Source organism: Amycolatopsis sp. NPDC102522, assembly GCF_055584485.1.
In genome coordinates this window covers 379,884-403,235 of record NZ_JBVJLY010000001.1, presented here as the reverse complement: position 1 = coordinate 403,235, position 23,352 = coordinate 379,884, and the positions used below count along the sequence as shown (strand labels likewise).

The 23,352-nt window shown below is 67.9% G+C and carries 29 protein-coding genes and 1 tRNA gene; 12 read left to right on the top strand and 18 right to left on the bottom strand.

The genetic code is table 11. From position 1 onward, the window contains the following. Positions 1 to 5 precede the first annotated feature (5 nt). Entirely contained in the window at positions 6 to 620 is a 615-nt protein-coding gene (locus ACZ6YV_RS01555; protein ID WP_037321496.1) for an ANTAR domain-containing response regulator, read from the bottom strand. 173 nt (positions 621 to 793) lie between these two features. Between ACZ6YV_RS01555 and ACZ6YV_RS01550 the strand changes: the two genes are divergently transcribed. After that, a tRNA-Leu gene (locus tag ACZ6YV_RS01550) sits at positions 794 to 867 on the top strand. Between the two features lie 57 nt (positions 868 to 924). On the opposite strand, the gene ACZ6YV_RS01545 is transcribed toward ACZ6YV_RS01550, so the two are convergent. Next, entirely contained in the window at positions 925 to 1,176 is a 252-nt protein-coding gene (locus tag ACZ6YV_RS01545) for a hypothetical protein (RefSeq protein WP_465507812.1), read from the bottom strand. 67 nt (positions 1,177 to 1,243) lie between these two features. Here ACZ6YV_RS01545 and ACZ6YV_RS01540 point away from each other — a divergent pair, with 67 nt between their 5' ends. From ACZ6YV_RS01540 to ACZ6YV_RS01525, 4 genes are all read left to right on the top strand, one after another. Beyond that, positions 1,244 to 1,567, top strand: a complete 324-nt coding sequence (locus tag ACZ6YV_RS01540; protein WP_465507811.1) for a hypothetical protein — start codon at positions 1,244 to 1,246, stop codon at positions 1,565 to 1,567. A gap of 79 nt (positions 1,568 to 1,646) precedes the next feature. After that, a complete protein-coding gene (locus ACZ6YV_RS01535; RefSeq protein ID WP_465507810.1) occupies positions 1,647 to 2,183 on the top strand; it encodes a snapalysin family zinc-dependent metalloprotease in 537 nt (178 codons plus the stop codon). A gap of 235 nt (positions 2,184 to 2,418) precedes the next feature. After that, positions 2,419 to 2,622, top strand: a complete 204-nt coding sequence (locus ACZ6YV_RS01530) for a hypothetical protein (protein WP_465507809.1) — start codon at positions 2,419 to 2,421, stop codon at positions 2,620 to 2,622. Between the two features lie 137 nt (positions 2,623 to 2,759). Continuing rightward, positions 2,760 to 3,077 carry a hypothetical protein gene (locus tag ACZ6YV_RS01525; protein ID WP_465507808.1) on the top strand — a complete coding sequence of 106 codons (318 nt, stop codon included), beginning with the start codon at positions 2,760 to 2,762 and terminating at the stop codon, positions 3,075 to 3,077. A 143-nt stretch (positions 3,078 to 3,220) separates the two neighbouring features. Here the strand turns inward: ACZ6YV_RS01525 and ACZ6YV_RS01520 are convergent, their stop codons facing one another. The 10 genes from ACZ6YV_RS01520 to ACZ6YV_RS01475 form a co-directional block, all read right to left on the bottom strand. Beyond that, positions 3,221 to 3,463, bottom strand: coding sequence for a hypothetical protein (locus ACZ6YV_RS01520; RefSeq protein ID WP_465507807.1), 243 nt, complete (start codon positions 3,461 to 3,463; stop codon positions 3,221 to 3,223). 68 nt (positions 3,464 to 3,531) lie between these two features. Continuing rightward, positions 3,532 to 4,062 (bottom strand): hypothetical protein, encoded by a 531-nt coding sequence (locus tag ACZ6YV_RS01515; RefSeq protein ID WP_465507806.1) that lies wholly within the window; start codon positions 4,060 to 4,062, stop codon positions 3,532 to 3,534. Then, complete coding sequence (locus ACZ6YV_RS01510; RefSeq protein WP_465507805.1) at positions 4,059 to 5,723, bottom strand: AMP-binding protein; 1,665 nt, start codon at positions 5,721 to 5,723, stop codon at positions 4,059 to 4,061. The genes ACZ6YV_RS01515 and ACZ6YV_RS01510 overlap by 4 nt, the downstream gene beginning before the upstream one ends. Further along, positions 5,720 to 6,328, bottom strand: a complete 609-nt coding sequence (locus ACZ6YV_RS01505; protein WP_465507804.1) for a beta-ketoacyl synthase N-terminal-like domain-containing protein — start codon at positions 6,326 to 6,328, stop codon at positions 5,720 to 5,722. Before ACZ6YV_RS01505 ends, ACZ6YV_RS01510 begins: the two co-directional genes overlap by 4 nt. After that, complete coding sequence (locus ACZ6YV_RS01500; RefSeq protein ID WP_465507803.1) at positions 6,325 to 7,458, bottom strand: beta-ketoacyl-[acyl-carrier-protein] synthase family protein; 1,134 nt, start codon at positions 7,456 to 7,458, stop codon at positions 6,325 to 6,327. The genes ACZ6YV_RS01505 and ACZ6YV_RS01500 overlap by 4 nt, the downstream gene beginning before the upstream one ends. Continuing rightward, complete coding sequence (locus ACZ6YV_RS01495; RefSeq protein ID WP_465507802.1) at positions 7,455 to 7,703, bottom strand: hypothetical protein; 249 nt, start codon at positions 7,701 to 7,703, stop codon at positions 7,455 to 7,457. Before ACZ6YV_RS01495 ends, ACZ6YV_RS01500 begins: the two co-directional genes overlap by 4 nt. Next, positions 7,700 to 7,972 (bottom strand): acyl carrier protein, encoded by a 273-nt coding sequence (locus ACZ6YV_RS01490; RefSeq protein WP_465507801.1) that lies wholly within the window; start codon positions 7,970 to 7,972, stop codon positions 7,700 to 7,702. Before ACZ6YV_RS01490 ends, ACZ6YV_RS01495 begins: the two co-directional genes overlap by 4 nt. A 31-nt stretch (positions 7,973 to 8,003) precedes the next feature. Further along, complete coding sequence (locus ACZ6YV_RS01485) at positions 8,004 to 9,374, bottom strand: class I adenylate-forming enzyme family protein (protein WP_465507800.1); 1,371 nt, start codon at positions 9,372 to 9,374, stop codon at positions 8,004 to 8,006. After that, a complete protein-coding gene (locus ACZ6YV_RS01480; RefSeq protein WP_465507799.1) occupies positions 9,374 to 10,450 on the bottom strand; it encodes a 3-dehydroquinate synthase II family protein in 1,077 nt (358 codons plus the stop codon). Before ACZ6YV_RS01480 ends, ACZ6YV_RS01485 begins: the two co-directional genes overlap by 1 nt. After that, entirely contained in the window at positions 10,447 to 11,256 is an 810-nt protein-coding gene (locus tag ACZ6YV_RS01475; protein WP_465507798.1) for a 2-amino-3,7-dideoxy-D-threo-hept-6-ulosonate synthase, read from the bottom strand. The genes ACZ6YV_RS01480 and ACZ6YV_RS01475 overlap by 4 nt, the downstream gene beginning before the upstream one ends. A gap of 205 nt (positions 11,257 to 11,461) precedes the next feature. Between ACZ6YV_RS01475 and ACZ6YV_RS01470 the strand changes: the two genes are divergently transcribed. The 4 genes from ACZ6YV_RS01470 to ACZ6YV_RS01455 all read left to right on the top strand — a co-directional run bounded on the left by ACZ6YV_RS01470 (position 11,462) and on the right by ACZ6YV_RS01455 (position 15,322). Next, positions 11,462 to 12,052: a flavodoxin family protein gene (locus ACZ6YV_RS01470; protein WP_465507797.1), complete on the top strand. Its 591-nt coding sequence runs from the start codon at positions 11,462 to 11,464 to the stop codon at positions 12,050 to 12,052. Next, positions 12,016 to 13,575 (top strand): MFS transporter, encoded by a 1,560-nt coding sequence (locus tag ACZ6YV_RS01465; RefSeq protein ID WP_465507796.1) that lies wholly within the window; start codon positions 12,016 to 12,018, stop codon positions 13,573 to 13,575. Before ACZ6YV_RS01470 ends, ACZ6YV_RS01465 begins: the two co-directional genes overlap by 37 nt. Further along, positions 13,566 to 14,471, top strand: coding sequence for a LysR family transcriptional regulator (locus ACZ6YV_RS01460; protein WP_465507795.1), 906 nt, complete (start codon positions 13,566 to 13,568; stop codon positions 14,469 to 14,471). The genes ACZ6YV_RS01465 and ACZ6YV_RS01460 overlap by 10 nt, the downstream gene beginning before the upstream one ends. A 122-nt stretch (positions 14,472 to 14,593) precedes the next feature. Continuing rightward, positions 14,594 to 15,322: a response regulator transcription factor gene (locus ACZ6YV_RS01455; protein ID WP_465507794.1), complete on the top strand. Its 729-nt coding sequence runs from the start codon at positions 14,594 to 14,596 to the stop codon at positions 15,320 to 15,322. 306 nt (positions 15,323 to 15,628) lie between these two features. On the opposite strand, the gene ACZ6YV_RS01450 is transcribed toward ACZ6YV_RS01455, so the two are convergent. Next, entirely contained in the window at positions 15,629 to 16,222 is a 594-nt protein-coding gene (locus tag ACZ6YV_RS01450) for a TetR/AcrR family transcriptional regulator (protein ID WP_465507793.1), read from the bottom strand. A gap of 84 nt (positions 16,223 to 16,306) precedes the next feature. Between ACZ6YV_RS01450 and ACZ6YV_RS01445 the strand changes: the two genes are divergently transcribed. Further along, positions 16,307 to 17,398, top strand: a complete 1,092-nt coding sequence (locus ACZ6YV_RS01445; RefSeq protein ID WP_465507792.1) for an FAD-dependent oxidoreductase — start codon at positions 16,307 to 16,309, stop codon at positions 17,396 to 17,398. 243 nt (positions 17,399 to 17,641) lie between these two features. On the opposite strand, the gene ACZ6YV_RS01440 is transcribed toward ACZ6YV_RS01445, so the two are convergent. Then, positions 17,642 to 18,235, bottom strand: coding sequence for a TetR/AcrR family transcriptional regulator (locus tag ACZ6YV_RS01440; RefSeq protein ID WP_465507791.1), 594 nt, complete (start codon positions 18,233 to 18,235; stop codon positions 17,642 to 17,644). An 86-nt stretch (positions 18,236 to 18,321) separates the two neighbouring features. Between ACZ6YV_RS01440 and ACZ6YV_RS01435 the strand changes: the two genes are divergently transcribed. Continuing rightward, positions 18,322 to 18,747, top strand: a complete 426-nt coding sequence (locus ACZ6YV_RS01435; protein ID WP_465507790.1) for a nuclear transport factor 2 family protein — start codon at positions 18,322 to 18,324, stop codon at positions 18,745 to 18,747. Next, positions 18,744 to 19,598: an NmrA family NAD(P)-binding protein gene (locus ACZ6YV_RS01430; protein ID WP_465507789.1), complete on the top strand. Its 855-nt coding sequence runs from the start codon at positions 18,744 to 18,746 to the stop codon at positions 19,596 to 19,598. Before ACZ6YV_RS01435 ends, ACZ6YV_RS01430 begins: the two co-directional genes overlap by 4 nt. A gap of 87 nt (positions 19,599 to 19,685) precedes the next feature. Here ACZ6YV_RS01430 and ACZ6YV_RS01425 read toward each other — a convergent pair whose 3' ends face one another. The 4 genes from ACZ6YV_RS01425 to ACZ6YV_RS01410 form a co-directional block, all read right to left on the bottom strand. Then, the gene (locus tag ACZ6YV_RS01425; RefSeq protein WP_465507788.1) at positions 19,686 to 21,101 is read right to left on the bottom strand and encodes an alpha/beta fold hydrolase; all 1,416 of its coding nucleotides are present in this window, start codon (positions 21,099 to 21,101) and stop codon (positions 19,686 to 19,688) included. A gap of 163 nt (positions 21,102 to 21,264) precedes the next feature. Then, positions 21,265 to 21,615, bottom strand: a complete 351-nt coding sequence (locus ACZ6YV_RS01420) for a hypothetical protein (RefSeq protein ID WP_465507787.1) — start codon at positions 21,613 to 21,615, stop codon at positions 21,265 to 21,267. A 13-nt stretch (positions 21,616 to 21,628) separates the two neighbouring features. Beyond that, positions 21,629 to 22,129: a TetR/AcrR family transcriptional regulator gene (locus ACZ6YV_RS01415; RefSeq protein WP_465507786.1), complete on the bottom strand. Its 501-nt coding sequence runs from the start codon at positions 22,127 to 22,129 to the stop codon at positions 21,629 to 21,631. 143 nt (positions 22,130 to 22,272) lie between these two features. Next, entirely contained in the window at positions 22,273 to 23,334 is a 1,062-nt protein-coding gene (locus ACZ6YV_RS01410) for an alpha/beta hydrolase (protein ID WP_465507785.1), read from the bottom strand. Between the last annotated feature and the right edge of the window lie 18 nt (positions 23,335 to 23,352).

Here is a 23,352-nt window from a genome sequence, read left to right as displayed (position 1 = left end):
GTTCGTCAGCCGCCGATGCTCTCGACGACGGCCTCGGCCACCGCCTTCATCGTGGTCCTGCGGTCCATCGCGGTGCGCTGTATCCAGCGGAACGCGTCCGGCTCGGTGAGTCCCTGCCGGCTCATCAGCAGACCCTTCGCACGGTCGATGACCTTGCGCGTCTCGAGCCTGTCGGTGAGGCCGGCGACCTCGGACTCGAGGGCCTGGAGCTCGGCGAACCGGCTCACGGCCAGCTCGATGGCGGGCACCAGGTCACGCTTGGCGAACGGCTTGACCAGGTACGCCATCGTGCCGGCGTCCCTGGCCCGTTCGACGAGGTCGCGCTGACTGAACGCGGTCAGGATGACGACCGGCGCGATCCGGTCGCCGGTGATCTTGGAAGCGGCCTCGATACCGTCGAGCTTGGGCATCTTGACGTCGAGAATCACCAGGTCGGGCTTCAATTCGGTAGCCAGGTTGATGGCCTGCTCGCCATCTCCGGCCTCACCGACAACCTCGTAGCCCTCTTCGCGGAGCATCTCGACGAGGTCCAGACGGATGAGGGCCTCATCTTCGGCCACGAGCACCCGCCGCTGGGGTGCGGCGACGGCACCGTTGGCCTCGGCAGCCTGCTCGGTCACCGGGGTCCTCCTGAAGGTCGTCGGGCAGTTCGGCTCGCGGGCTGTCCGCGAACCTGAAGCCTACCGGGAACGATCCAGTCGGCTAGATGGCGTTCACCACGTCAGACGGTCGTCACACTCCCGGGCCCGGCGGAAGACGCGCTCCCGCGATCCCGTAAAGTTCACCGGGCATCGCCCCCGTAGCCCAACTGGCAGAGGCAACGGATTCAAAACCCGTCCAGTGTGAGTTCGAATCTCACCGGGGGCACAGACAACATCCCCACAAGCTCAGGCGCGGCTTCGCGCGGGAGTTCGTGGGAGGGGCTCACGTCGGCGACCCTTCCGCTGCATGAGTGATCTCTGGCAGTTCGTCTGCCGGGAGCTTGATCGTGATTGTCGCATGTTCACCGTCGTCGTGGACGATGATGGCGAGCTGGACGGCTTCGAACAGCGCTTGCAGGTATGGTCCCGGCGCCATCTCCAGGTTCAACGCGAGGTAGGGCAGCGCGTCGATCAGAGGCAGGTCGTCTGGTGACATCCCCTTCGGTTTTCGGAATCTCAACCAGATCGCCTGCACGGCAATGGTGTGTGGATTCCGGAGACGTCGACCGGTGACCTCGGCTGGGTGCAGGTGGTCGAGGCGGATGGCCTGGTGGTGCGGGATCGAGTCGAGGCGCGCGACCCCCGACTATGTCGCGCCCGGCAAGCACAGGATCATCCTGGATGTGACCTGCCACGGCACCGAGGACGCGAGCCTCTGGTTCCGGCCCGTCGTGCTGGAGCGGCAGCCTCCCACGACCGGGAAAGTCCTCTTCACTCACGACACCATGCAGCTCAAACCAGCCATCGAGGTGGTGCTCGACGGTGATCCCGCGTTTCTGCGAATTCTCGGCCAGGAGAACGCTCTTGCGGTGGGGATGGAGATTCCGGTCGCGACGGTGACGGTAAACCATAGGCAAGTCTTATAGCTAGTTGACATATACCGCTTCTGGTCTGCGCTCCGCACTATGTGGAGAGCAATTTCCCCAACGGTCAGGAGATCCTCTGATGCCGATCAAATCACTGACATTCGGCGCACTGGGTGTGGCTGTGTTCCTCACCCCGGTTGTCGCCGATACAGCGCTTGCCGCACCGGCGACCGAAGCCGCCGCGAAAGCTGTGTGCGTGAGCACTTCGAGTGCGCCCCAGTTCAAGCAGTACATCCTTGCCGGGCTCGGCAAATGGAACGAGGCCGTGCGCAACGTTCAGCTGCAGGAGTGCTCGGGCGCTACCCTTCGTTATGTGGAGGGTAACTATGGTCAGCAGGGTTCACACGCGGTGACCAACGGACACGGGCAGGGCACGATCTACATCGACTACCAGCAAATGTCCAAGTACGACAAGGTCCGCGTCACGGCTCACGAGACCGGGCACGCACTCGGTCTCAAGGACAACTATCGGGGCCCGTGTTCGGAATTGATGTCTGGCGGCGGTGCGGGAACGTCGTGTCACAACTCCAGCCCGAATTCCCAGGAACGTCAACAGGTGGACCGCATGTGGGCCAACGGGGCCGTGGTTTCCACCACTTGGTCTGTTCAGCAGTAGGTCATTTCTGTATCTCCATTCGTCATTCCTTTTAGCTTTGGCTCCTGTGGGCTTGCACCCCAGGGCCTGGGTATCGAGACGTGTCGATACCCAGGCCCTGGCCGGCAAGGTTCTTGAAGAAGGGCATCCGGACTGCCGAGGGTGCGGCGACGGTACTCCGGGAGCGGCGGCATCTGCCCGGGGCAGCGGGTGTTCCAGCCGCCGGAGATCGTGGTATCTGACCACCTGCGCCGTCTTGAGTCTCATCGGGCCGTTGCTCGTGCTCGTGGCCGTTCAGATCCTGCCTGCGCTCGCCGGTGCCGCAGGGCCGACCGAGTTCGACGGCATCATCGCGATCGCCGCTCTGCTCGTCCTGGCCGCGGTCGCGGTCTTCGCCGGGCGGCGTTCTACGGCAGGCGAGCGAAAGAGGATCTCGCCGATGCCCTCCTGCCGTTGGTGAGTGGTCTCATCGCCCTGGTCGGCGCCCCTTCGGATCCAGGACTCAGGACATCGCCGCTTCCCGGATGGGGGCCGGAGAGCGGGAATTACCAAAGCGTCGCCGCGGTGTCGATCACTGTCGGCGGGGCAGCTCTCGTTATGACCGTGATCGCGCGGTACACCTGGTCTTCGCGCTACCGGGCTGTCCTGGCCGCGGGCCGGCGCAAGGGAATCGTGACCGCGAGGCGGGGTGACGGCTCGGCGGGCCGGGAACTCGGTCAGATGATGTATGACGTCCGGTTCCCCGACGGTGAGCAGCTCAGCCTGGCGGGATCGCGGACTTCGTTCCGTAACGGTGACAGGTTCGCCGTGAAAACCGCCGTTCCGGCGTGGACAGGCGGAAACGGGCCGGACCGGACGGTGCTGTTCAGGGTCGGCAGGGACGGGCCGTACTACCCGGTTCCGGCGCGCTGCTGACTGCGGGAACCGCGTCGAGCTCGCTGCTCACTTGCACGTCCAGAAGGCTCACGGTTGCCCTGGGGGCGACATGGGCCGCAGGCAGCTCTTCAACGAGTTCGTCGAGCAGAACGATCCGGTGGACGTGCGGCCGCCGATGCCCGCTATGAGGGTGACGGCGGCGACCTGCCGGATCGAGGTCGGTGGTGCTGTGGCATCCGGACGCCGAGTCGGAGAGCCTGCGCGAGTTGCTCGACCGGGGATCGGCCGCGGAGCGCGCTTTGCACGCCGGGGACGCCGGCCGCGATCGCGTCGGACTGGTTGTTCGACGACGTCGTCCGCCATGCCCCCGGAGCCGCGCCGGTGGCCTGGCGTCCGGCGCCGGTCGAGGTCAAGGAGATCGCCACGACCGGCTGGGTCACCCTGCCCGAGCGCCCGGGTTCGCATTGGCGACTCGGTCGTCAATGCCTGTGCTTCAGCCTTCGCCCTCCGGCGCTCCGCGGAAACGCATCAGCAGCCGGCATGCCGGGTCGCCGTGCCGCAGGCAGGCGACCGCGCGGTTCTCGGTGAGCTCGACCCCGAGCCCGGCCGCCCAGCCGGCATGGATGTCGGTGCACGGGCACTCATAGCTGTCCAGAGCCTTGGCCATTCGCACCATCGTCACCGCGAAGTTCCGCCGCATGGTCAGTTCCAGCAGGTCGTCGTCGACCACTTGGACGCCGCCGTCACGCAGTTCCGACGGGAACATCGCTTCCGCGCACTCCTCGTAGCGTTCGCGTAGACCGTCCATATCGGAATCGACGCCACCGGCGCGCTTGGCCACCTTTCGGCCGATGTTCTCCGCGACGTACCGCAGTGCCTCCGCGTTGATCTCGTTCGCGACCTCGGCCCCGAACCGGCTGGCGACTCCCTGATACCAACGGGCGTCGTGCAACCACCACGCCCGGTAGGCGTCCATGGCCCGCAGGTGCGGCGATACCTCCAATGGCTCGGGAGCGCTCGTCATGCACGCTCCTCGGAAACCGTGATCGCGCGGAACCGCTCTCGAAGCGTGCGCTTGAGCACTTTTCCGGTCGCTCCCTTGGCGACTTCACCGGCGTCCGTCACCAACGCGCGGGCAAGCGCCGGGAGCCCGGCTTTCGTGAGCGTCTCGTTGACCACGCGGGTCCACTCCTCGTCGGCTCGCGACGCGGTGGTCTGCAGCAGCACATACGCCTCCGCGATCCCGTCCCCGTCCCAGTCGGCCCGCACGTTCCCGGGTGCGACAGCCACGACCGTGCAGTCGTCGAGCTCCGGCAGTTCCCGCAGCAGGAGTTCTTCGGTGCTGGTACTGAGCACGAGCCCGTCCGCCGTGCGGATCGCGTCAGGAGCCCTGTCCAGGTGGTAGAAGTTCCCCGCTTCGTCTCGCGTGGCCAGATCGCCGGTGAGCCAGTAGCCGCCGAGCCGCAGACGATGAAAGGTCAGTGAGTCGTTCCAGTAGCCGGGGGTCAGCGTCGGCGACTTGACGCCGAGCCGCCCGACCTCTCCCGGCGGCAAGGCCTTCCCGTCTTCGGAGAGCACAGCGGCCTTCGCGAAGCTCATCGGCTTGCCGATACACCGGTTGTACGACGTGCTACCCGGCCGGTGTCCATTGTGGAAGATCGAGTATCCGGTCTCGGAGGAGCCGAGCCCGTCGGTGAAGACCGAACCGGGCACGCGGACCCGTGCGAATTCGGAATCGATCCATTCGTGGCTGCCTTGCGCGATCAACTCGCGTACGTGCGCTTCATGGGCGGCGTCGCCAGTGTTGTACCAGCCCTCCACGGACGACAGGTCGCGCTTCGACAAGTCATGCGCGGCCATCTCGGCGTAGGTGCCACTGAAGCCGAAGATGGTGGTGGGCTTGAACTTCTCCGCGGCGTCGAGCACGTCCCCGCCGAGCTGACTGGACTGAAGGTACACGGGGGAACGCAACAGCAGGCCGAACAACAGCACGGAGATCGCGGCGTTGTGCGAGCCGGGCAGTGCGACCAGCAACCTGTTCATCGAAGTCCCGAGCGACAGTTTCAGCCGATGCAGCTGGGCATAGAGCAAGGTCTCGTGCGTGTGCGGAACGGCTTTCGGCATCCCCGTGGTGCCGGACGAGTGCGAGATGATGATCGGGTCGGTGGGGTCGTGGGCATACGGGAACTTTTCCGGAAGTGCACCGGCGGGGCCGACGTCCGTCGCGGTGACTCCGAAGCGGAACGCGAGCTCGTCGACGTACCCGGCGAACACCTCGCGATGCGCCTCGTCCGTGAGCACGCCGACGACGCCTTGGCGGCGCACGTACTCGCGGGCGACCTCCGGGCGAAGTTTGCCGTTGACGAACGACGGGATCGCGCCGAGCGAAGTCAACGCCAGGTAGTTCACCGCGAACTCGGTACTGGAGAACGTCTGGATCGCCACCGGGTCCCGTGGCCGCACGCCCCGCGCGTGATACCAGGACGCGTAGACCTTGACCGTGTCATGGAGCTCGCCGAGCGTGAGGCGCTCGGGTCGCGTGCCGTCCGGGGCGGTCCAGGTGCCGTCCGTCCACAAGGCCTCACCGTCCAGTGGATGGCCGTACGCGATGACGCGGTGCAGGACGTTCCCCGCGCCGAGCGTGGTGTCGGCGATGATCGTGGCACGTTCGGTCTTCGTGATCACGGTCGTTCTCCTTCGGCACGCCCAAAGGGCGCCGTCGTGGTCGCCGAGCGAGCCAGTGCCAGGAGGCCGGCGACGTCTTCGGGATAGGGGTGAGTGAGAGCGGAGCCGGGGCCGACGAGCAATCCGGCGGCGAGGTCGACCGACGGCGGTTCGGTGCCGCGCGCCCGGTGTGCCGCGTCGGTCCGCGGCGTGCCGGTGAGTTCCACGCCCAGTACGAGGATCCGGTCCAGATCGTCCTCGAGCAGGAGAGCGGCCAGGTCGAGCGGACCGTGGCCGGTGTGCCTGCTCGGCGAGATCGACAGTGCCGGGCCGGTGATGCCGTGCTCGATACCGATTCGCCCAAGGATCGCGTTCGCCGTGGCCTGCATGAACAGCAGGGCGTTGGCAGGCTTCCCCTCGGCCAGTTGCCTGCTGGCGAGATCCGTGGTGACGCTGTCGCCCAGTTCACTGGCGAGCACCATCCCCGTGCGCGCGCCGTCGACGACGCAACGGTCCAGTAGCGTCGTCGCGACCTGGTGCACCAGCGGATTGAACGGCGACTCGATGAACCCCGCGACAGGGGGAGCCGTCGCGGCCGAGCCCGTCGCCGCGGTGAGAATGTTCACGGGCGCTCCAGGACGATCGCGGTGTTGGCTCCGCCGAACGCCGCGTTCACGGTCAGCGCCCGGCGCAACGTCACCGCGCGCGCCTCATGGGGCACATAGTCGAGATCGCATTCCCCGTCCTGCCCGGTGAAACCCGCGGTCGGTGGCAGTGTCTGGTCGAGCAAGGCCAGCAGCGTGACGACGAATTCCACGACACCGGCACCTTCGAGCATGTGCCCGGTCGTGCTCTTGGTGGAGCTGACCGGAATTTCCGGCGCGTCCGCACCGAACAGGTCGTGCAGGCCGGCGGTCTCCGCGCTGTCGTTGTGCTTGGTGCCGGTGCCGTGCGCGTTGACATAACCCACGTTCGACGCTCCGCCCTGCCGCAGCGCTTTCCGCGCCGCCAGGACGAGCCCGCGCGCCCGTGGATGTGGACGGGCGATGTGATGGGCGTCCGACGCCATGCCCCAGCCGGTGACCCGCGCGAGCACTTCCGCGTCACGGCGGGCGGCACACGCCTTCGACTCGAGCACCACAGCCGCCACACCATCGCCGAGCAGCAGCCCTGACCGGTTCTCGCTGAACGGCCGTATCACGCCGTCCCTGGCGAGTGCGCGACCTGAATCGAACTTCGCCTGGTTCTCGGGTTCGACGAGATAGCCACCGGCGCAGACGGCTGTGTCGGCGGCGCCGGCGGCGATCAGACGGCAACCGTGGATGATCGCGCTCGCCGAGGCCACACAGGCCGTCGTGAACGTCGTCCGGGGTCCGCTCGCCCCCAGCCGTTCACTCAGCGCGTCGGCGAACCCGCTCGCCACGGTGTCGCCGATCCGGCCGGTCTGCCCGGTGGCCCAGAATCCGGTCACCGCAGTGAAATCACCGGCGGCACCGGCCACGACGGCGGTGCGCCCGTCCGGCACCACTCCGGCCATCGCCACCGCGGCGTCGGCCACCGTGGTCAGTGCCGTCCGCAGCGGCGGGGTGCCCGGCCCCGGGCCGCAGGCGGCGACGCCCGTGCGCAGGTTCGCGGTGTCGAACCGGGTGATCGGGCCGAAGCCCGCGCGCCCTTCGAACACACCCGAGCGCAGCGCATCGGCGCCGTCCCCGAACACGGTCCGCACGCCGTGACCGGTCACCACGATTTCGCTCATCGCACTGCCGTCTCACCCAGGTAGGTCGCGATCCGGCGCGCGGAAGTCAGCCCGGAAAAGCACTCGTCGGTGGACTCGGCGAGCACCTCGCAACGGAGTTCGAGCAAGTGGAGAAACCAGACCAGGCCGAGGGAGTCGAACACGAACTCGGTGTCGTCGTCGGCCAGCCGCGGAAAGATCTTGGGATCCGACAGAAGATCCCGCACCTGTGCGGCCGAGATCGGCACACCGGAGGCTCCGCTCATGCCGTCGCGCCCCGGGCCACCGTGTCGGCCACCAGTTCGGCCAGGCTCATCGCGCCGACCGGCTCGATGCTGTCCTCGGGGTACTCCACCGCGAACCGTCGCTCGATGCGCATCGTCAGCTCGATCAGGCTGAGCGAATCGAGGTCCAGCCCGGCCGCCCCGAGCGGCGCGTCGTCGCGGACGGCGTCCACGTCCAGCGGCTGCCCGAGGTCCTGGACGATGGTGGTGAGGACGAACTTCCGGATCTCGTGTTCCAGCGTCGGCTGCATGGGTTTCGCCTTTCGTTCCGGCCAGAAGTGGTCAGGCTGGTACTGCCGCCGCCCGGAGGACGTCGTGCCTTCGGACGAGCTTTCCGTTGGAGGTGCGGGGAAGACGGGGGAGCACATGGATCTCCCGGGGGATCTTGTAGTCGGCGAGCCGCTCATGGCACCACACCACGAGGTCCGGCGCGGCGCTGTCGCCGACGACGTAGGCTTCGATCGTCCCGCTGTACACGGCCACCGCCTCGGTGATCCCGGGGTGGGTGCGCAGCACGGCCTCGATCTCGCCGAGGTCCACCTTCAGCCCGCCGACCGCGACGAGGGAATCGCCGCGCCCGCGCAGATGAAGACAGCCGTCCGCGTCGAGTTCGGCCCGGTCGCGTACCCGTAGCCAGCCATCGGCGTACCGGTCTTCGTCCCCGTTGAGATACGGCGAACCCTCGTCGAGACGGACGTCCACCTCGCCGTTGTCGATCCGCAGCACCACTCCGGGGGCGGCGCGACCGACCGAGGGACGTAGCCGCCCGCTGACGTCCATCGCGATCACGCCGGTTTCGGTGCTCCCGTAGGACTCGCCGACGCCGACCCCGAACCGGCGAGCGAACTCCGCCGCCACCGCGGGATCCATGATCTCGCCGCCGCTCACCGCCGCTCGCAGGGACGGCAGCGGCGGGATCGTCCGGGCCGTGGTCAGCAGTGCGTAGTGGAACGGTGTGCCGAAGATGGCGTGCACGTCATGCCCCGCCGCCGTCGCGAGCAGGTCGGCCGCGGTCAGGCTGGTCGCGAACACGGCGCCAGAACCCCGCGCGAGACCGTGGAACAGCCCGGCGATCAGGCCGAAGCTGTGCGCCGTCGAGCTGAGCAGCAGCACCCGTTCCCCGGCCACCGGCATTCCCTCGATCCGGGCGAACCGGTCGATCTCGGCGGCGATCGACGCCGGTGTCCGGCCGATCGTCTTGGGCACCCCGGTGGACCCCGAGCTGAACTGCACCAGCCGGTGATCGGTCGCCGTCGGGGACCCGCCCGCGTTCCGGGCCGTGACGAGTTCGTACTCGCGGGCGAATCCGAGCGCGGCGCCGAAGGAACCTCCTCGCACCGTGAACTGTGGCCTGCTGACCCGCTTGATCGCCTCGACTTCGGCGGTCTTGAGCCGGTGGTCGACCAGCATCACCTGGGCCCCGAGCGTCCACAGCGCGAACATCGCCTGCACCTGCGTGTAGCTCGGCGGTACCTGCAGCAGGACGGTGCTGCCTTCCGTGATGCCCGCCGCGGCGAACACCGCGGCCTCCGCGGCGACCTGAGCGCGGACGTCGCCGCGGGTCCGCACGTCATCGCCGTGGGCGAGGTACGGGGTCTCGTCCGGATGCGCGTCGAACAGGCGGGTGAGGAGATCCACCATGGCCGCAGGCATCAGGACTCCCGGCAGAATTCGCCGATGGGGTACCCGACATGCCGTTGGTCCACGGCGAGATAGCCGAGCAGCTCGTCACCGTTCCGCAGCTCGGTGACGTTGCGGACCTTGGCACCGGGGCCGAGCACCCGGACGTGCCAATCGTCCTGCACCGTGAGGCTGACCACCGTTCCGTCCGCCGAATGCGCGGTGATGGTCAACAGCGGGCGCGATTCGAGCTTGGCGCGCCCGACCACGACCCGGCGGGTTTTGCCATCGGAGTCGACGGCGAGTACGGCGCTGCCCGAACCGAGTTCGGAAAGGTAGTTGGTGCGGTTGTCGGGACCGACCACATAGGAATGCAGAGCGCCCGCGTTGACCCGGAACGGCCGGGTCGGCATGTAGGGCAGCGGGTGGGTTTCGCTGCAGCACAGAATGAATCCGGTCGAGTAGGACCCGACCAGGATGCCCTCGTCTTCGCGGAAGTGCGTGCAGGTGTCCACGCAGACGCGATCGCCGAGGCCGTGGTGCTCGATCCGATCGACGGTGAGCGTGGTGAGGTCCAGGTGCGGGGTCGACTCAGACAGCAGCCGGATCAGCGCGAACACGTCGTCGGCGGAGCGCGGGGTGAGCAGTACGCCTTCGGAACCACGTTCAAGCACGTCGACCACGATGGATGCTTCTTCGATGTCATGGCAGACGGTGATCAGCTGACCGGGAGCCTTGTCGGCGGCGGCCAGCACGATCTCGAGGGGGATCTTGGTGGGGTCGGCGAATTCGACGATCGTGTGCGGCAGCTGGACCGCGGCGGCACAAGCCAGCTTCAGTGTGCGGTCGTCCACGACTCGTACCCAGCCTGCCCGGTCGTCCGAGGCCCGGACCAGTTCGGCGAGCTGCTTCTCGTCGTCGACCGTCGTCACTCGCATCTGAGAGGCGCCCTCACCGCTTGTCACGCCGATGATCGTCGGCGGCAGTTTGGCGAGCAGTTCCGCGTCATCGCTGACTATCGCTTGCGCTTTGGCGTGGATGGCCGCGTCGATCACGGCTTCGGTCTGCGCGGCCGGGATGCCGCGGACATCGATCCATGCGTGCTTCATACGACACCTGCCGTGAGAGGAGGGAGGGTTTCGGACAGGGAAGCGGGGGCGGTCGCGTGTACCACCGAGGCCAGCCGGGCGACGACGGCGGCCGGGTCGTCCGAGGTGAAGATCCGGCGTCCGACGGCGAGTCCGGCGCACCCCGCGACCATCAGTTCGGCCGCGGTCTTCACCAGATCTCGGACGCCGGGTGCGCCACCGGCGCACAACACCGGGATAGGGCAGCTCTCGACGACCTCGGCCATCCGCGCCGGATCGGCGGGCGCCGACGTCTTCACCAGATCGGCCCCGAGGTCGGCGGCGATGTTCACCGCGTGCGACAACAGCCTGACTTCCCGGGGATCGGGAATACGAGGTCCCCGTGGATAGATCATCGCCAGCAGCGGGATGCCCCACCGCTGGCAGGCTCCCGCGACCAGCCCGAGATCGGCCAGTTGCCGGCTTTCCGTGTCGGAACCGATGTTGACGTGCACACTCACCGCGTCCGCGCCGAGCCGAAGCGCGTCCTCCACATCGCCGACGAGGACCTTCGCGTCGGTGTCCGCGGCATGCGTGGTGCTGGCGGACAGGTGCACGATGAGCCCACAGGCACCGAGCGCGGCAGGTGCCAGGACACGAGCCCGGCCCTTGTGCAGCACGACCGCGTCCGCGCCGTAGTCCGCGATCGCGCTGACCAGGCCTTCCCAGCTGGAGCGGCCGACGACCGGACCGTCCGAGACGCTGTGATCGAGCGGGACGAACAGATGTTTACCGTCCCCGGTGCGCGAAAGCCTGCGCATTCGCAGGGCTTTGCCATCGACGGTCACCGGACCTCCTATCGCGTTGCGGATGAGATTTTTCGAACGTGTCAAAAGTCTGGTCAGGTCGATCTGGGAAAATCAAATACCAGCAGGTGATAACTCGGCGGTTATCAGGCTTTGAGGACATCGCTAAGGTGCGCTGACCGGTGTTCTTGATCGGATTCTCAGGTTTCCGTGGGATATTCCACTCACCGTTCCGGCGAAAGGAGCAATGGTGAATTCCGATGTCCGTGTCGCGATCGCCTACCACGGTGGCCGCGGGCACACCGCGCGGTTGGCGGAGGCGGTGGAAGCCGGGGCCAAAGCGAGGGACGGTGTCGTGGTGGACTCGATCGACGTCGGCCGGATCACCCCGGGGGACTGGTTCCGGCTCGATGACGCCGACGCGATCGTCTTCGGCGCTCCGACCTATATGGGCACGGCGTCCGCGGCGTTCCACACATTCGCCGAGGCCAGCAGCCGCCGCTGGTTCACCGCACGCTGGGTGGACAAAATCGCCGCCGGTTTCACGAACTCCGGATCGAAGGCGGGCGACAAATCGAGCACGTTGTCCTATTTCGCCACCCTGGCCGCGCAGCACGGAATGTTGTGGGTCAGCCTCGGCCTGCCGCCGGGCTGGAACTCCACCAAGGGCGGCCCCGGCGACCTCAATCGGCTGGGCTTTCATCTGGGCGCGGCGGCACAATCCAATGTGGACGAGAAGCCCGCGGCCATGCATGCCTCGGATCTCGCGACAGCCGAGCACCTGGGAGCCAGGGTGGCTCGGTGCGCGCAGCGGTTCGTGCTCGGCCGCGAGTCGTGACCGGTGCTTTCGCCGTTTCCGGCTGCGAGGTGACCCGGAGCACCCGACGGCTGATGCTGGCCGTGGCGCTGGTTTCCCAGACGCTGGTCCTGCTCGACAACACGATCGTCAACGTCGCCGTCGAAGTGCTGGCGGACCCCGTCCGCGGGCTCGGCGCCGGAACCGGTGAACTGGCATGGGCGGTCAGCGCGTATCCCCTGGTGTTCGCCGCGGTGACCCTCGCCGGAGGCGCGCTGACCGATCGGTTCGGTGTGTCTCGGGTACTCCTACCGGGCTTGGGTCTGCTCGGCGCCGCGTCGGCGGCCGCCGCGATCTCCCCGGACGGCGTGGCTCTGATCGTGGCCAGGGCGGTGATGGGAGCGGGCGGCGGACTGATCGCGCCTGCCACGCTGACCCTCGTCACCGCCGGGCTCCGGCCCGATCGACGTGCCCGCGCGGTGGCACTGTGGTCGTCCGCGGCAGGCGTGGCCGTCGCGGTGGGTCCGGTGCTCGGCGGGCTGTTGCTGGCGCGTTTCGCGTGGCAGGCGGTCTTCTTGGTGAACATCCCGATCGTCTCGGGTCTTCTGCTGGCGGGCGCGTTCCTGCCGCGGCTCCCGGCACCCGGACGGCTTCGGCCCCTCGATCTGCGCGGTGCGGCGCTGGCCGGCCTTGGACTCGCGGTCCTGGTGGGCGGAATCGTCCAATGCGGCCGTGAGGCCTCGGCGCCCGCGCTGCTCGTCGTGGCCGCGGGGGTGGCCTTGCTCGCCTTGTTCGGGTGGTCCCAGTCGCGCGCGCGGAATCCGGCGTTCGATGTCCGGCTTCTGCTGAATCGGGGTTTCGGCAGGGGCGTCCTCGGCCTGTTGCTGAGTTTCGCCGGGCTCGCCGGGCAGTTGTTCTACTGTGCGTTCTTCCTGCAAGGGGTGCGGCACCTGACGCCGGACCAGGCAGGATTCGTGATGTTCTCCGCGGCGGCAGGCATCGTCATCGGCAATCGTGTGTGTTCCGGCGCCGCGGAGCGGTTCGGCGCGCGGAACACTGTCTTGACCGGACTCGTGACCGCGTCGCTGACCTACGCTTCCTACTTGCTCTTTGACGAGCGCACGCTGATCGCGTGGATCATCGTCATGTTGTTCGTCCAGGGTTTCGGTGCGGGCCTGGCGTTCGCACCGTTGACCTCCAGACTGGTCGGCGGGCTTCCGGACGACCGCGTCGGCGCCGGTGCGGCGCTGGTCACGGTCACCCGGCCGCTCGGCGGCACGATCGGCGTCGCCGTACTCGGTTCCGTGTTGACGCTGGCCTACGGCGAAGCCGTTCGACCCGCGCTGAGCGGCTTGCCGGGACCTGCGGCTGAGCGGGCGCGTGACTCGGCGGAGAGCGCCCGGGCGGTCGCGGCGGATCTGGCCCGGCCGGAGCTCGCCGCGGCGGCCGACGCCGCTTACGTGCACGCCATGCATGTCACGGCGGGTTGGGCCACAGTGCTTTCTCTCGCCGGGTGCGCCGTTGTCGCCCCGGGTCTGCGCCGGATCGGAGAGCGATGGAGCTGACCTTGCGGCACCTCGCGCTCGCGGTGGCTGTCGCCGACGCCGGCGGAATCAGGCGAGCGGCGATGACCATCGGGGTCACCCAACCGGGGGTGACCGCACAGCTCAAACGCATCGAGCAGCACCTGGGCGCCGAACTGTTCGAGCGCCGCGCCGAGGGGGTCGTGCCGACCGCACTCGGCATGCAGTTCATCGCCGAGGCCCGGGATCTTCTGGCCCGCTTCGACGAACTCATCTCCAGCGCCCGCGAGCTCGGCCGCGGGGTGGACCCGAGCAGGACGTTGCGGGTGGGCGCGACGGACAGCCGTCACCTGCCGCGGATCATGAGTGCGTTCGTCGAGTTGCTCCCGGATTGTGAACACGAGACCTTCGTGGTCGGCGAATCCGACGAGGCGCTCGCCGCGGCGGAAGAAGGCCGTTGGGACGTCGTCGTGATCACTGAGCACGCATACCGCTCGCGCCCCCGGCTGGGCGGCTTCCTCGACCACGATCTGGGCCGCGAAGCGCTCTTTGTGGCGCTTTCCGCCGGGCACCGGCTGGCTTCGCGACAGTCAGTCAGCCTTTCCGACTTGGCCGGGGAGATTTGGGCGAAGTCCCTCGATCAGTCCGAGGACGAGTGGCGAAGCCTTCAGGAAGCCTGTATCCGGGTCGGGTTCAGTCCACGGCTGCGGCACCGCGGAGTCGATCGCGTGAGTACCGAGACCCTGGTCCGGCTGGGTCAGGCGGTGGCCTTGATGTCGCCGCACGATCCCACGGGCGACGGGGTTGTCCTGGTACGGCTGAGTGATCCAGGGTTATGGCGTCGGACTCGTCTGCTTTGGTTGCCGGATTCCCTGATCGCACCGTTGGCGGCGCGGCTGTCGGAACTGCTGCGACCCGCCGGCGAACGGACCGGTTGAAAAGGGGCGGGCCCGACCAAAGGGGGTATGTCAACTTTCCGGAACCGTGCTAATAGTTGAAAGTGAAACGAATCTTCGCGGAGTCTCGCTGTTGATGAGAGAAGCACGGTGGGAGGAAATCCATGGGCGGGTACGCCGGCCATACGCTTGTGATCGACGAGCGGCTGGCGAGCGCGGAGATGCGGGTCCTGCTGATCACCGGAGATCCGGATGTCGCGGCTCGGCTCACCGATGCGTTCGGTCGCACGAATTGTTCCGCTGAACGAGTCGCGGACGCCGGAAACGGGCTCATCCGAGCGCTCTCGAGGGAATTCGACATCATCGTTCTCGACAGGAGACTCCAGGCAGGACGTGGCCTGGCTCTGATGAGAAAGCTTCGGCGGGCGCAGGTGCTCACCCCGGTGATCATGCTGACGGCGGGTGGGCAGGTGCAGGATCGAGTCGCCTGCTTGCAGGCCGGATCGGACGACTGTGTGGACGACCTGACCGAGGCCGAGGAGTTGTTGGCCCGGGTGAGGGCATTACACCGCAGAAGTCCCCATAGAACCGGAACGGTGCACTTGGGCGCGGCGCGCGTCGACGTCGCCCGGCGAGTGGTGATGCACGAGAACGGGACCTGGGTGACGCTGACCCGGCGGGAATGCGCCGTGATCGCCGTACTCGGAAGCGAACCGGGGCGGGTGGTGTCACGGGCGCGACTGCAGGCGCTGGTGTTCCCGGAACGGCACGCCAAATCCATCGTGGACACCTACGTCTACCACCTGCGGCGCAAGCTGGGGCGTGAAGTCATCGCCACTGTGCACAGTGTGGGATACCGGCTGGGCTATGTCCCCTTTGACCGATTCTCATAGATAGTCGGCAAGGATCTGCGCAATCGCGGGGCGATCGTTGAACAAGGTCAACGCGAGCCGGTATCTCTTTCGGGCAGGGATCCCTTTGGGTGATCCATTCTCCCGGGTCCGAATTCGATCGAAATTCGCACGTGCGGGGAGGACGCTGACCTCAGGGCGCCGATTCGGCAGGTTCTCGGTTCGAGGTACCCGTGCGAGCAGGCCGCCGGTGCTGAGCGCCGCGCCGCCGAGTGGCTGAGGCATCTCTCGCCGTATACCTACTTGGCCGCGTCGCGGGCCGGAACGGACGGCCCGGCTCCGTCGCGGTCAACGCCGCCAGGGCGCGAGTGCGACTTCGGTCGCGGTCCTCATCGCGGTCTGCAGGGTGGCGGGGTCTGTTCCGTCGGTGTCGTCGAGGAGGGCCTGGAGTGCGCCGGCGACGGCGCCGACGAACGCCCCTGTCAGTGCCGCGGCCCCTACCGGGTCGATCTGGTCGGGGAAGGCGTCTGCCAGATGTTTCGCGATCTCACGTTGTGCGCCGAGTTGTTCCTGGAGCGCGCGTCCGCGGACGGTGGGCACGGTCTGGATCATCCGGAGTCGCAATGCCGCCAGGGGACTGACCAGTTCGTCGCTGGTGGCGGTGACCTCGCTCAGGGCTCGCAGCAGCACGTCGGCCGGGCCTTCGGCCGGTTCGCGGGTGGCGATGGCGTCGATGGCGGCCTGTACTCGCTCGTCGGCGTCCGGGAACAACAGCTCTTCCTTGCTGGCGAAGTAGCTGAAGAACGTCCGAGCGCCGATCTCCGCGGCCGCCGTGATGTCGGCGATCGTCGTCTCGTCGTAACCCTTGCGCTCGAAGAGTTCCGTCGCCGCGTCGATCAGTGCCTGGCGCGTGCGTGCTCGCTTTCGATCACGGAGGGACATGCCGGGCAGCATACGCGTGTCGGCAATGAGTGCAAACTCGCAGTCATTGCTGATCTGCACTCACTGCTGATATGGTGGCTCGGTATGGAGAACGTGCTGATCTGCGGCGCTGGGGTCGCCGGCTCGACCCTCGCTTATTGGCTGGCTCGCAACGGCTTCAAGGTCACTGTCGTGGAGCGGGCACCGGGGATGCGTTCCAGTGGTAATCCGGTCGACGTCCGCGGGCCCGCTTTGCCGGTCGTCGAGGCCATGGGTGTCGTAGGCCGCCTGCGGGACGTCGCGACGAGCGCGAAAAGAGTGCGTCTGCTCGACGGAGACGGCCGACGGATCGCCACCGTCGGCCTGCCCTCGGTCAAGGGGGATGAGCTCGAGATCCCTCGATCCGATCTCGTCACCGTGCTGTACGAGGCGGCCGGCGGCGAGGCCGAGTTCCTGTTCGACGACACGATCACCGAGTTGCGCCAGGACGAGCACGGCGTCGACGTCACCTTCGACCGCGCGGCACCGCGCCGCTTCGACTTCGTGATCGGCGCGGACGGCCTGCATTCCGCCGTCCGGCGACTCACCTTCGGACCGGAGCGTTCTTTCGTGCGTCCCACCGGAATCCATGTCGCCACGACATCGTTCGGAGAGCCGGTCGACCATCCCGAAGAGGTGCTCCTCTGCAACACGCCAGGCAGGCTGGTCGCCCTTCACCCGTCCCGGGACGAGGGTGGGGTCGCCTTCATCTTCCGCGCCCGGCTCGACCACGTGGACCACCGCGACACGGCGCGTCACAAGCAGATCGTCGCCACGGCATACGGCGATATCGGGTGGCGGGTTCCGGAGCTGCTGCAACGCTTACGACACGCAGAGGACGTCTTCTTCGACGCGGTCAGCGTGGTCGACCTCCCGTCATGGTCACACGGCCGGATCGCTTTGGTCGGCGACGCGGCCTCTTGTGTTTCCCTGCTGGGCGAAGGCTCCAGCCTCGCGATCGCCGGTGCGCACACGCTCGCCACCGCGCTCGCGGCGAGCCCGGCCGCTGGTTTGGGCCGGTACGAGGTCGAGCACCGCGCCCGAGTCAAACCCAAGCAGCGCTCCGTCAAGCTCGCCGCCGCCATGCTCGTGCCGAAGACCAAGGTGGGCTTAGCGGCCAGGAACATCGCTGCTCGCGCCTGGCCTCGGGGTCTGTGACCCGAGGGTAGGAAGGTTCCTCACGCTCACCTACGGCGGGTGGAGGCCCCGGTGATCCCGTCGGCCCGGGAACTTCCCTGCACCCTGTTTGGGGGCAGGCGGCGACGATGACACATATTGTGCGTGAGCTTTATCGGCAGCGACTGCTTGTTCCGTACTATCTGCTGTCCACCGGCACTGGACGACTGGCGGTGGACGCCAAGTCGCGGCATCGTGTCGGCAGGCCGGAGAACGCCTTCACCTTCACCTTCGCCTTGACGCGGCAGGTAGGACTCTGGTGACGAAGTTCGCCAACTGTGCCCGCATTCTTTCCCGTGGAATACGTGATTCTCCGGTCAGGTGCTCGACAAGGTCGGCTCGTGTGGCGGCGAGCAGGGCATGGGCGGTGAAGTCGCTGTCGGTCAGGCCGGGGATCTGCTCCAGTACGGCTCGGAGCAGGCGGTGCCACCGCTCGTAGTGCTCGGCCCGGTACGGGCTGCTGCTCCCGCCTTCCTCCAGGGCCAGCGCGAGGCGCCGGTTGTCGAGTTTGAAGCACAGGACGGCATCGAGCAGGGCGGGCACGCGATCCTGCGGTGGGGTCGCAGGCCCCAGGGGCGGTGGGCCGGCCTCGACGGCCTCCCTGATCGGTTCGAGCCGTGCCTCGTACAGCGCGCGGAGCAGTCCGGCGCGGTCCCCGAAGGCCCGGAAGAGCGTGCCCTTGCCGACGCCGGCCGCAGCCGCGACGTCGGCCATGGTGACGTCTTCGGGGCTCTCGTGGCGGGCGAAAAGAGTGTCGGCGGCCTTGAGGACGGCCTCCTGGTTGCGGGCGGCGTCCTTCCGGGACCTGGGCTCCGGCATGCTCCTCCTCACTTTACAAAGCGGACCCAAGGTCCGTATTGTCGGAACGGACCCGAGGTCCGGATTCTGTGAGCTGGAGGATACCCATGTCCGCACCGACTTCACCAACGGAGCTCTACCGCCACAGCCTGCGGCTGCTGCTCGACAAGAACATTCCCGAGTGGGTCGCCCTGTGGGCCGACGACGGCATCATGGAGTTCCCCTTCGCGCCCGACGGCTGGCCCCGGCGTCTGGAGGGCAAGGAGGCCGTCGCCGCCTACATGCGCCACTACCCCGACCACATCGAACTGCACGACTTCCCCGTCCTGCGGATCCATCAGACGAACGATCCGGAGACCATCGTGGTCGAGATGCGCGGCGTCGGCCGCCTGGTGGAGACGGATGCTCCCCTCGACATGACGTACATCGCCGTCGTGACCGTCCAGGAGGGGCACATCACCTCCTACCGCGACTACTGGAATCCCCTCGCCGTCCAGGAACCCGGCGCCGACTTCACCGGAAGCAGCCGATGACAGCCACCGCTGCCACCACCACTCTGGTCATCGGTGCCACCGGTACCACCGGCAGCCGCACCGCGGCACAGCTGACGGCCGCAGGCCACCGCGTCAAAGCCGCCAGCCGCCGGGCCACCCCGGTCGCCGGCGCCGAGACGGTCTCCTTCGACTGGTACGACCCCGCCACCTACGCGGCCGCCCTCGACGGCGCCGACCGTGTCTACCTCATACCGCCGCTGGGGGACTCCGACCCCGCGGCGACCATGTTTCCGTTCCTCCAGCAGGCCCGCGCCGCCGGTGTGCACCGTGCGGTGCTGCTGAGCTCCTCGGCCATCCCCGAGGGCGGCCCGGCGGTGGGAAAGGTGCACCAGGCCCTGCCCGATCTCTTCGAACAGTGGGCGGTACTGCGGCCCTCGTGGTTCATGCAGAACTTCACCGGTACGCACGCGCACGCCCGCAGCATCCGCGACGAGGGCATCATCTGGACCGCCACCGAGAACGGCCGAGTCGGCTTCGTCGACGCGGAGGACATCGCCGCCGTCGCCGTACGCGCGCTGACCGACGAGCAGGCCCCCAACACCGATCTCGTCCTGACCGGACCCGAGGTACTCGACCACGACGACATCGCCACGATCATCACCGAGGTCACCGGACGGCCCGTCGTCCACCGCCGTCTGTCCTACGAGCGGATGCGCGATCGCCTCACAGCGGAGGTGCCGGTGGAGTTCGCCGCCATGCTGGCCGGCATGGACCGTGCCATCGCCGAAGGGGAGGAGGGCCGCATCACCGACACCGTCGAGCGGCTCACCGGGCGGCCCCCGTACACCTTCCGGGTCCTCGTCGAGAGAGAGATGCGTTGCGGCAACTGATGTTCCAGGACGATCAGCAGTTCTGGTTCGAGACCCTGCGCAATCTCGGCCTGGTCGTCTACGGAGGCTCGGACGACGGGTGAGCCCCTAGGTCGCCGGGGGGATCGGAGCACCTGGGCAGATGGCGTTGGAGGTCTTGCCGGTGCCGAAGAACTCGACCGCTTTCGAGGCGCACGGCAGGATTGACAGTGAGCCGTGCATGTCGTCCTCGACGGTGAGGAGCGAGCCCCCGATGTGGGCGCGCAGGTCGTGGGCCCACGGTAGTGGCGTGATCGACTCGTAGGCGTGACCCACGAGCTGAAGTGGGCTCTTGCCTGGCTTGAAGTGCCACGTGGTGGCGGGCAACGGCCAGCCGACGCAGTGGCCGTCGTGGGAGCCGTGGCTGCCGGCGACCGGGAGTTCGGCGGACAGCGCGAGGTGGTTGCGCCAGTGCGCTTCGAAGTCGCGGGGGCCGCTTGATTCGTTGCAGATCAACGCGTTCTGCTGGTCCGTGTTGAACGCCGGGTTCGGATCGTCCCAGCCGAAGCCGGTGCGGGTGGGTACGGCCGCACTGGGCACCTCGCCGCCGGAGCGGAGCTTTACCAGCTGCTGGGCCGAGGCCGGCCATTTGCGGCGGGCTCCCAGAAGCAGGCTGTCGACCGTGTTCCGGTCGGGGGCCTTCGCCCGCAGGTCCAGCAGGGCCTTGGTGACCGCCTCCTTCGTGGCGCCGAAGTGGTAGACGCGGTCGTTGCCCGCCAGCCAGCCGGCGAAGTCATGGAACGAGTTCTCCAGCGCCGTCATCTGGTCGCGGTCGACCGAGGTGAGGTCGAAAGTGGATATCACGACCGAGTCCAGCAGCATCGCGGCGACGTGGTCGTCGAACAGCGTGCGGTATTCGGCGCCCAGCGCGGTGCCCCAGGAAACCCCGTAGTAGCCGATCTTTTCCTCGCCGAGCGCCTGCCGGATCCGGTCCATGTCGCGGGCGACGTTCGCGGTGGTCAGATTCGCCGTGAACTCCGGGTCACGCGCCACGCAGTCCTGGTAGTGCCGGGCGTCGCGGTCGGACAGGAAGCGGGCTTTTTCCTTGTCGGACAAGGAAGGGTCCGGCGGCGTGCTGTCCTGCGGGCAGGACAGCCCCGCGCTGTAGCCGACTCCGCGCGGGGCGAAACCGACGATGTCGTGGTGCACGCCGAGTCCCGCGGCCTTCGAGGCCAGCAGTTCCCGCGGCATGCTCATGCCGTATGCGCCGGGACCGCCCGGGTTGACCAGGATGGCCCCGTCCCGGCCGCCGGTGGCCCTGATCCGGCTCACCGCCAGCTCGAACGTGCGCCCGTCCGGTTTCGCGTAGTCGACCGGCACCGTGATCATGGCGCATTCGGTGCGCTGGTCCTGCGCGGGCCAGCCGTCCGCGATGGTTCGGCACGGCTGCCAAGACAGGCCGTCCGCAGCCGTCGCTGTTGCCGGCGACAGCGGTACGAGCAGCAGGCCGACAAGTACCGGTCCGGCGAGTTTCTTGATCGACATGCGGCTCATGGTGGCAGCCCGCCGGGTCCGGGCCAATCAGCCGATCGGCCACCCCAGGGCGGCGATCGGCCAATCGTCCGGGCAGCAGCGCTGCGACGCGCGACCGCTGCCCGGCACGGTGCGCGGGAATGCGCAGGGTGCCGGGAGAATATCGGTTTACCTTTCAGCGCAAGGCATTCTCGACCAGCGCGACGGTTGCGCGCGGGTCGTCGACCTGGAGAACCAGGCGGGTGTAGCGCTCGTCGGCGAGTTCGATCACGACGGCCTTCGACGGATCTTTGACGTCCCAGAAGACCTTTTCGCCGTCGAGGTGGAACGTGCCCGCCGTGATGATGCCGGGCACGTGGGCGCCCGGCGCACGGATTCCCTTGGGGTCGGCGGCGATGCCGGGATCGGCTGTCGCGCCGCGGACGTTGGTCAGCGGGATGGTCAGGCTGCTCTTGAAGGCCCAGAGCTTGTCGAGACCCTCGATCACGACGACGAGGTCGCCGGCGTCGATGTTGACCAGTGCCATGTCTTTTTCCTTGTCAGTCAAGAGGGTCGAGGCGTTGGGCCAGCGCGGCGCCGACACCGTCGGGGTTGCCGCGCAGGAGGCAGCCCAGTGCGGCCGCCGTGAGGGCGGCGGCCAGGGCGGTGGAAATGCCGAGCGCGTCGGCGATCCCCTGGTCGACGGCGGCCAACGCCGCGGTCACCTCGGCGGTCACCTCCTCGTCGACCGGCGCCCGTTCGACCGCCGCGAGCAGCAGCAGCCCGAGGTCGGCCGACGTGACGAGCCGCAGCGCTGTCGCGGCATCCGTCGCCGCGGCGAGCGCTTCGGCCAAGGGGCGGACGTCGTCGGCGAGGTGGCGGCGCAAGGCGACCAGGTAGAGGCCGCGCTTGCTGCCGAACGTCTTGTACAGGCTGTTGCGGTGCACGCCGAGGTGGGCGACGAGGTCGTCGATCGACACCCCGTCGTACGCGCGGCCACCGAACAACCCCACGGCGGCGCGCACCACCTCGTCCTCGTCGAACGCTCGTCTCCTGCCCACGCCACGACAGTAGCTCTTTGAGGAACGATCAGTCAAGAACGATCGTTCCTCAAAGGTCGGGCGCGCAGGAAGTGGCGTCCGATCGTACCGCCGGTTGGTTCGCCTGGGATGTCAGCGTGGCCGATACCGCGCCGAGCACGTTGTTACTGCGACAGTTCCATGGTGTCGGCCCATTGCGTAACGGCTTGGTGGTAGTCGGGTGCGTTGGGTGCGTAGTTGATCGAATGGCCGTAGCCGGGCAGTACGTAGGTCCGCAGTCGTGCCGCTGCGGAGTAGTACGGCGCCTCGGACTGGAGCAGGCCGGCCGAGGAGGTGCAGTCGGTCGCGAGCGGGCCACAGAGGCCGCCGTCCCCGCCGCCGAGCACGACCAGCACCGGCACGGTGATCTGCAAGGTGTAGGGGAGCACCGTGGCGAGGGCGGCGGCGTCGAGCAGTTCGCCGGGGGCGACGACGTCCTTGGTGGCCTCGTCGTAGGCGGTCATTTCGGGGACGTCGAGCCCGGGTGCGTGGAATGCCGCGTATCTGGTGCCTGGCTGGGTGGTCAGGTAGGTGGGGTCGAGCCCCCGCAGCGACATCACCGGGTCGAGCGCGACGGGGATGAACGAGCCGAGGACGATCAGCGCGCCGGGCGGATTGATGTGGTGTGCCAGTCCGGTGATCAGCACGCCGTCCACGTCGTGGTAGGTGCCTGCTTCAAGCACGGCGATGGCGGAACCGAGCGAGTGGCCGCCGAGAATCACCTTGGTGAACTGCGAGCCGAGGTCGCCGTGCCGGATCGCCTGGATCACCTGGTGTACCACGTTGGCTTCGGTGAACGCGGTCAGCAGTGCGCTGGGCGGTTTGGAGCCGGCGCCGGTGCCGAGGCGGTCGATGGCAAGGGTGGCGTAGCCGGCGTTGTTCATCGCGAGCCGGAACGAATGGGTTTCCGGGGTGGGTGCGGGGTCCCAGTACACGCTGTTGTAGGTGGCGCCTGGGACCAGCACCTGAACGGTTCGCGCGCCTCCCGATGGTTCACACAGTCTGCCGTGCACGACTTGGGGAAGCAGCCCGGCCAGTTGCACCGGGATGGTCACCTCGTGGCAGGACGCCGTATCGGCCTGAGCCTGCGCGGGCGTCAGCAGCGACCCGGCCAGCAGGATGGCGAACGTCACCGCGCCGGCACGGCGCAGAGAATGGCGCTTCACTCTGCCATGACGCCAATGCATGAAAACAAACCTCCACTG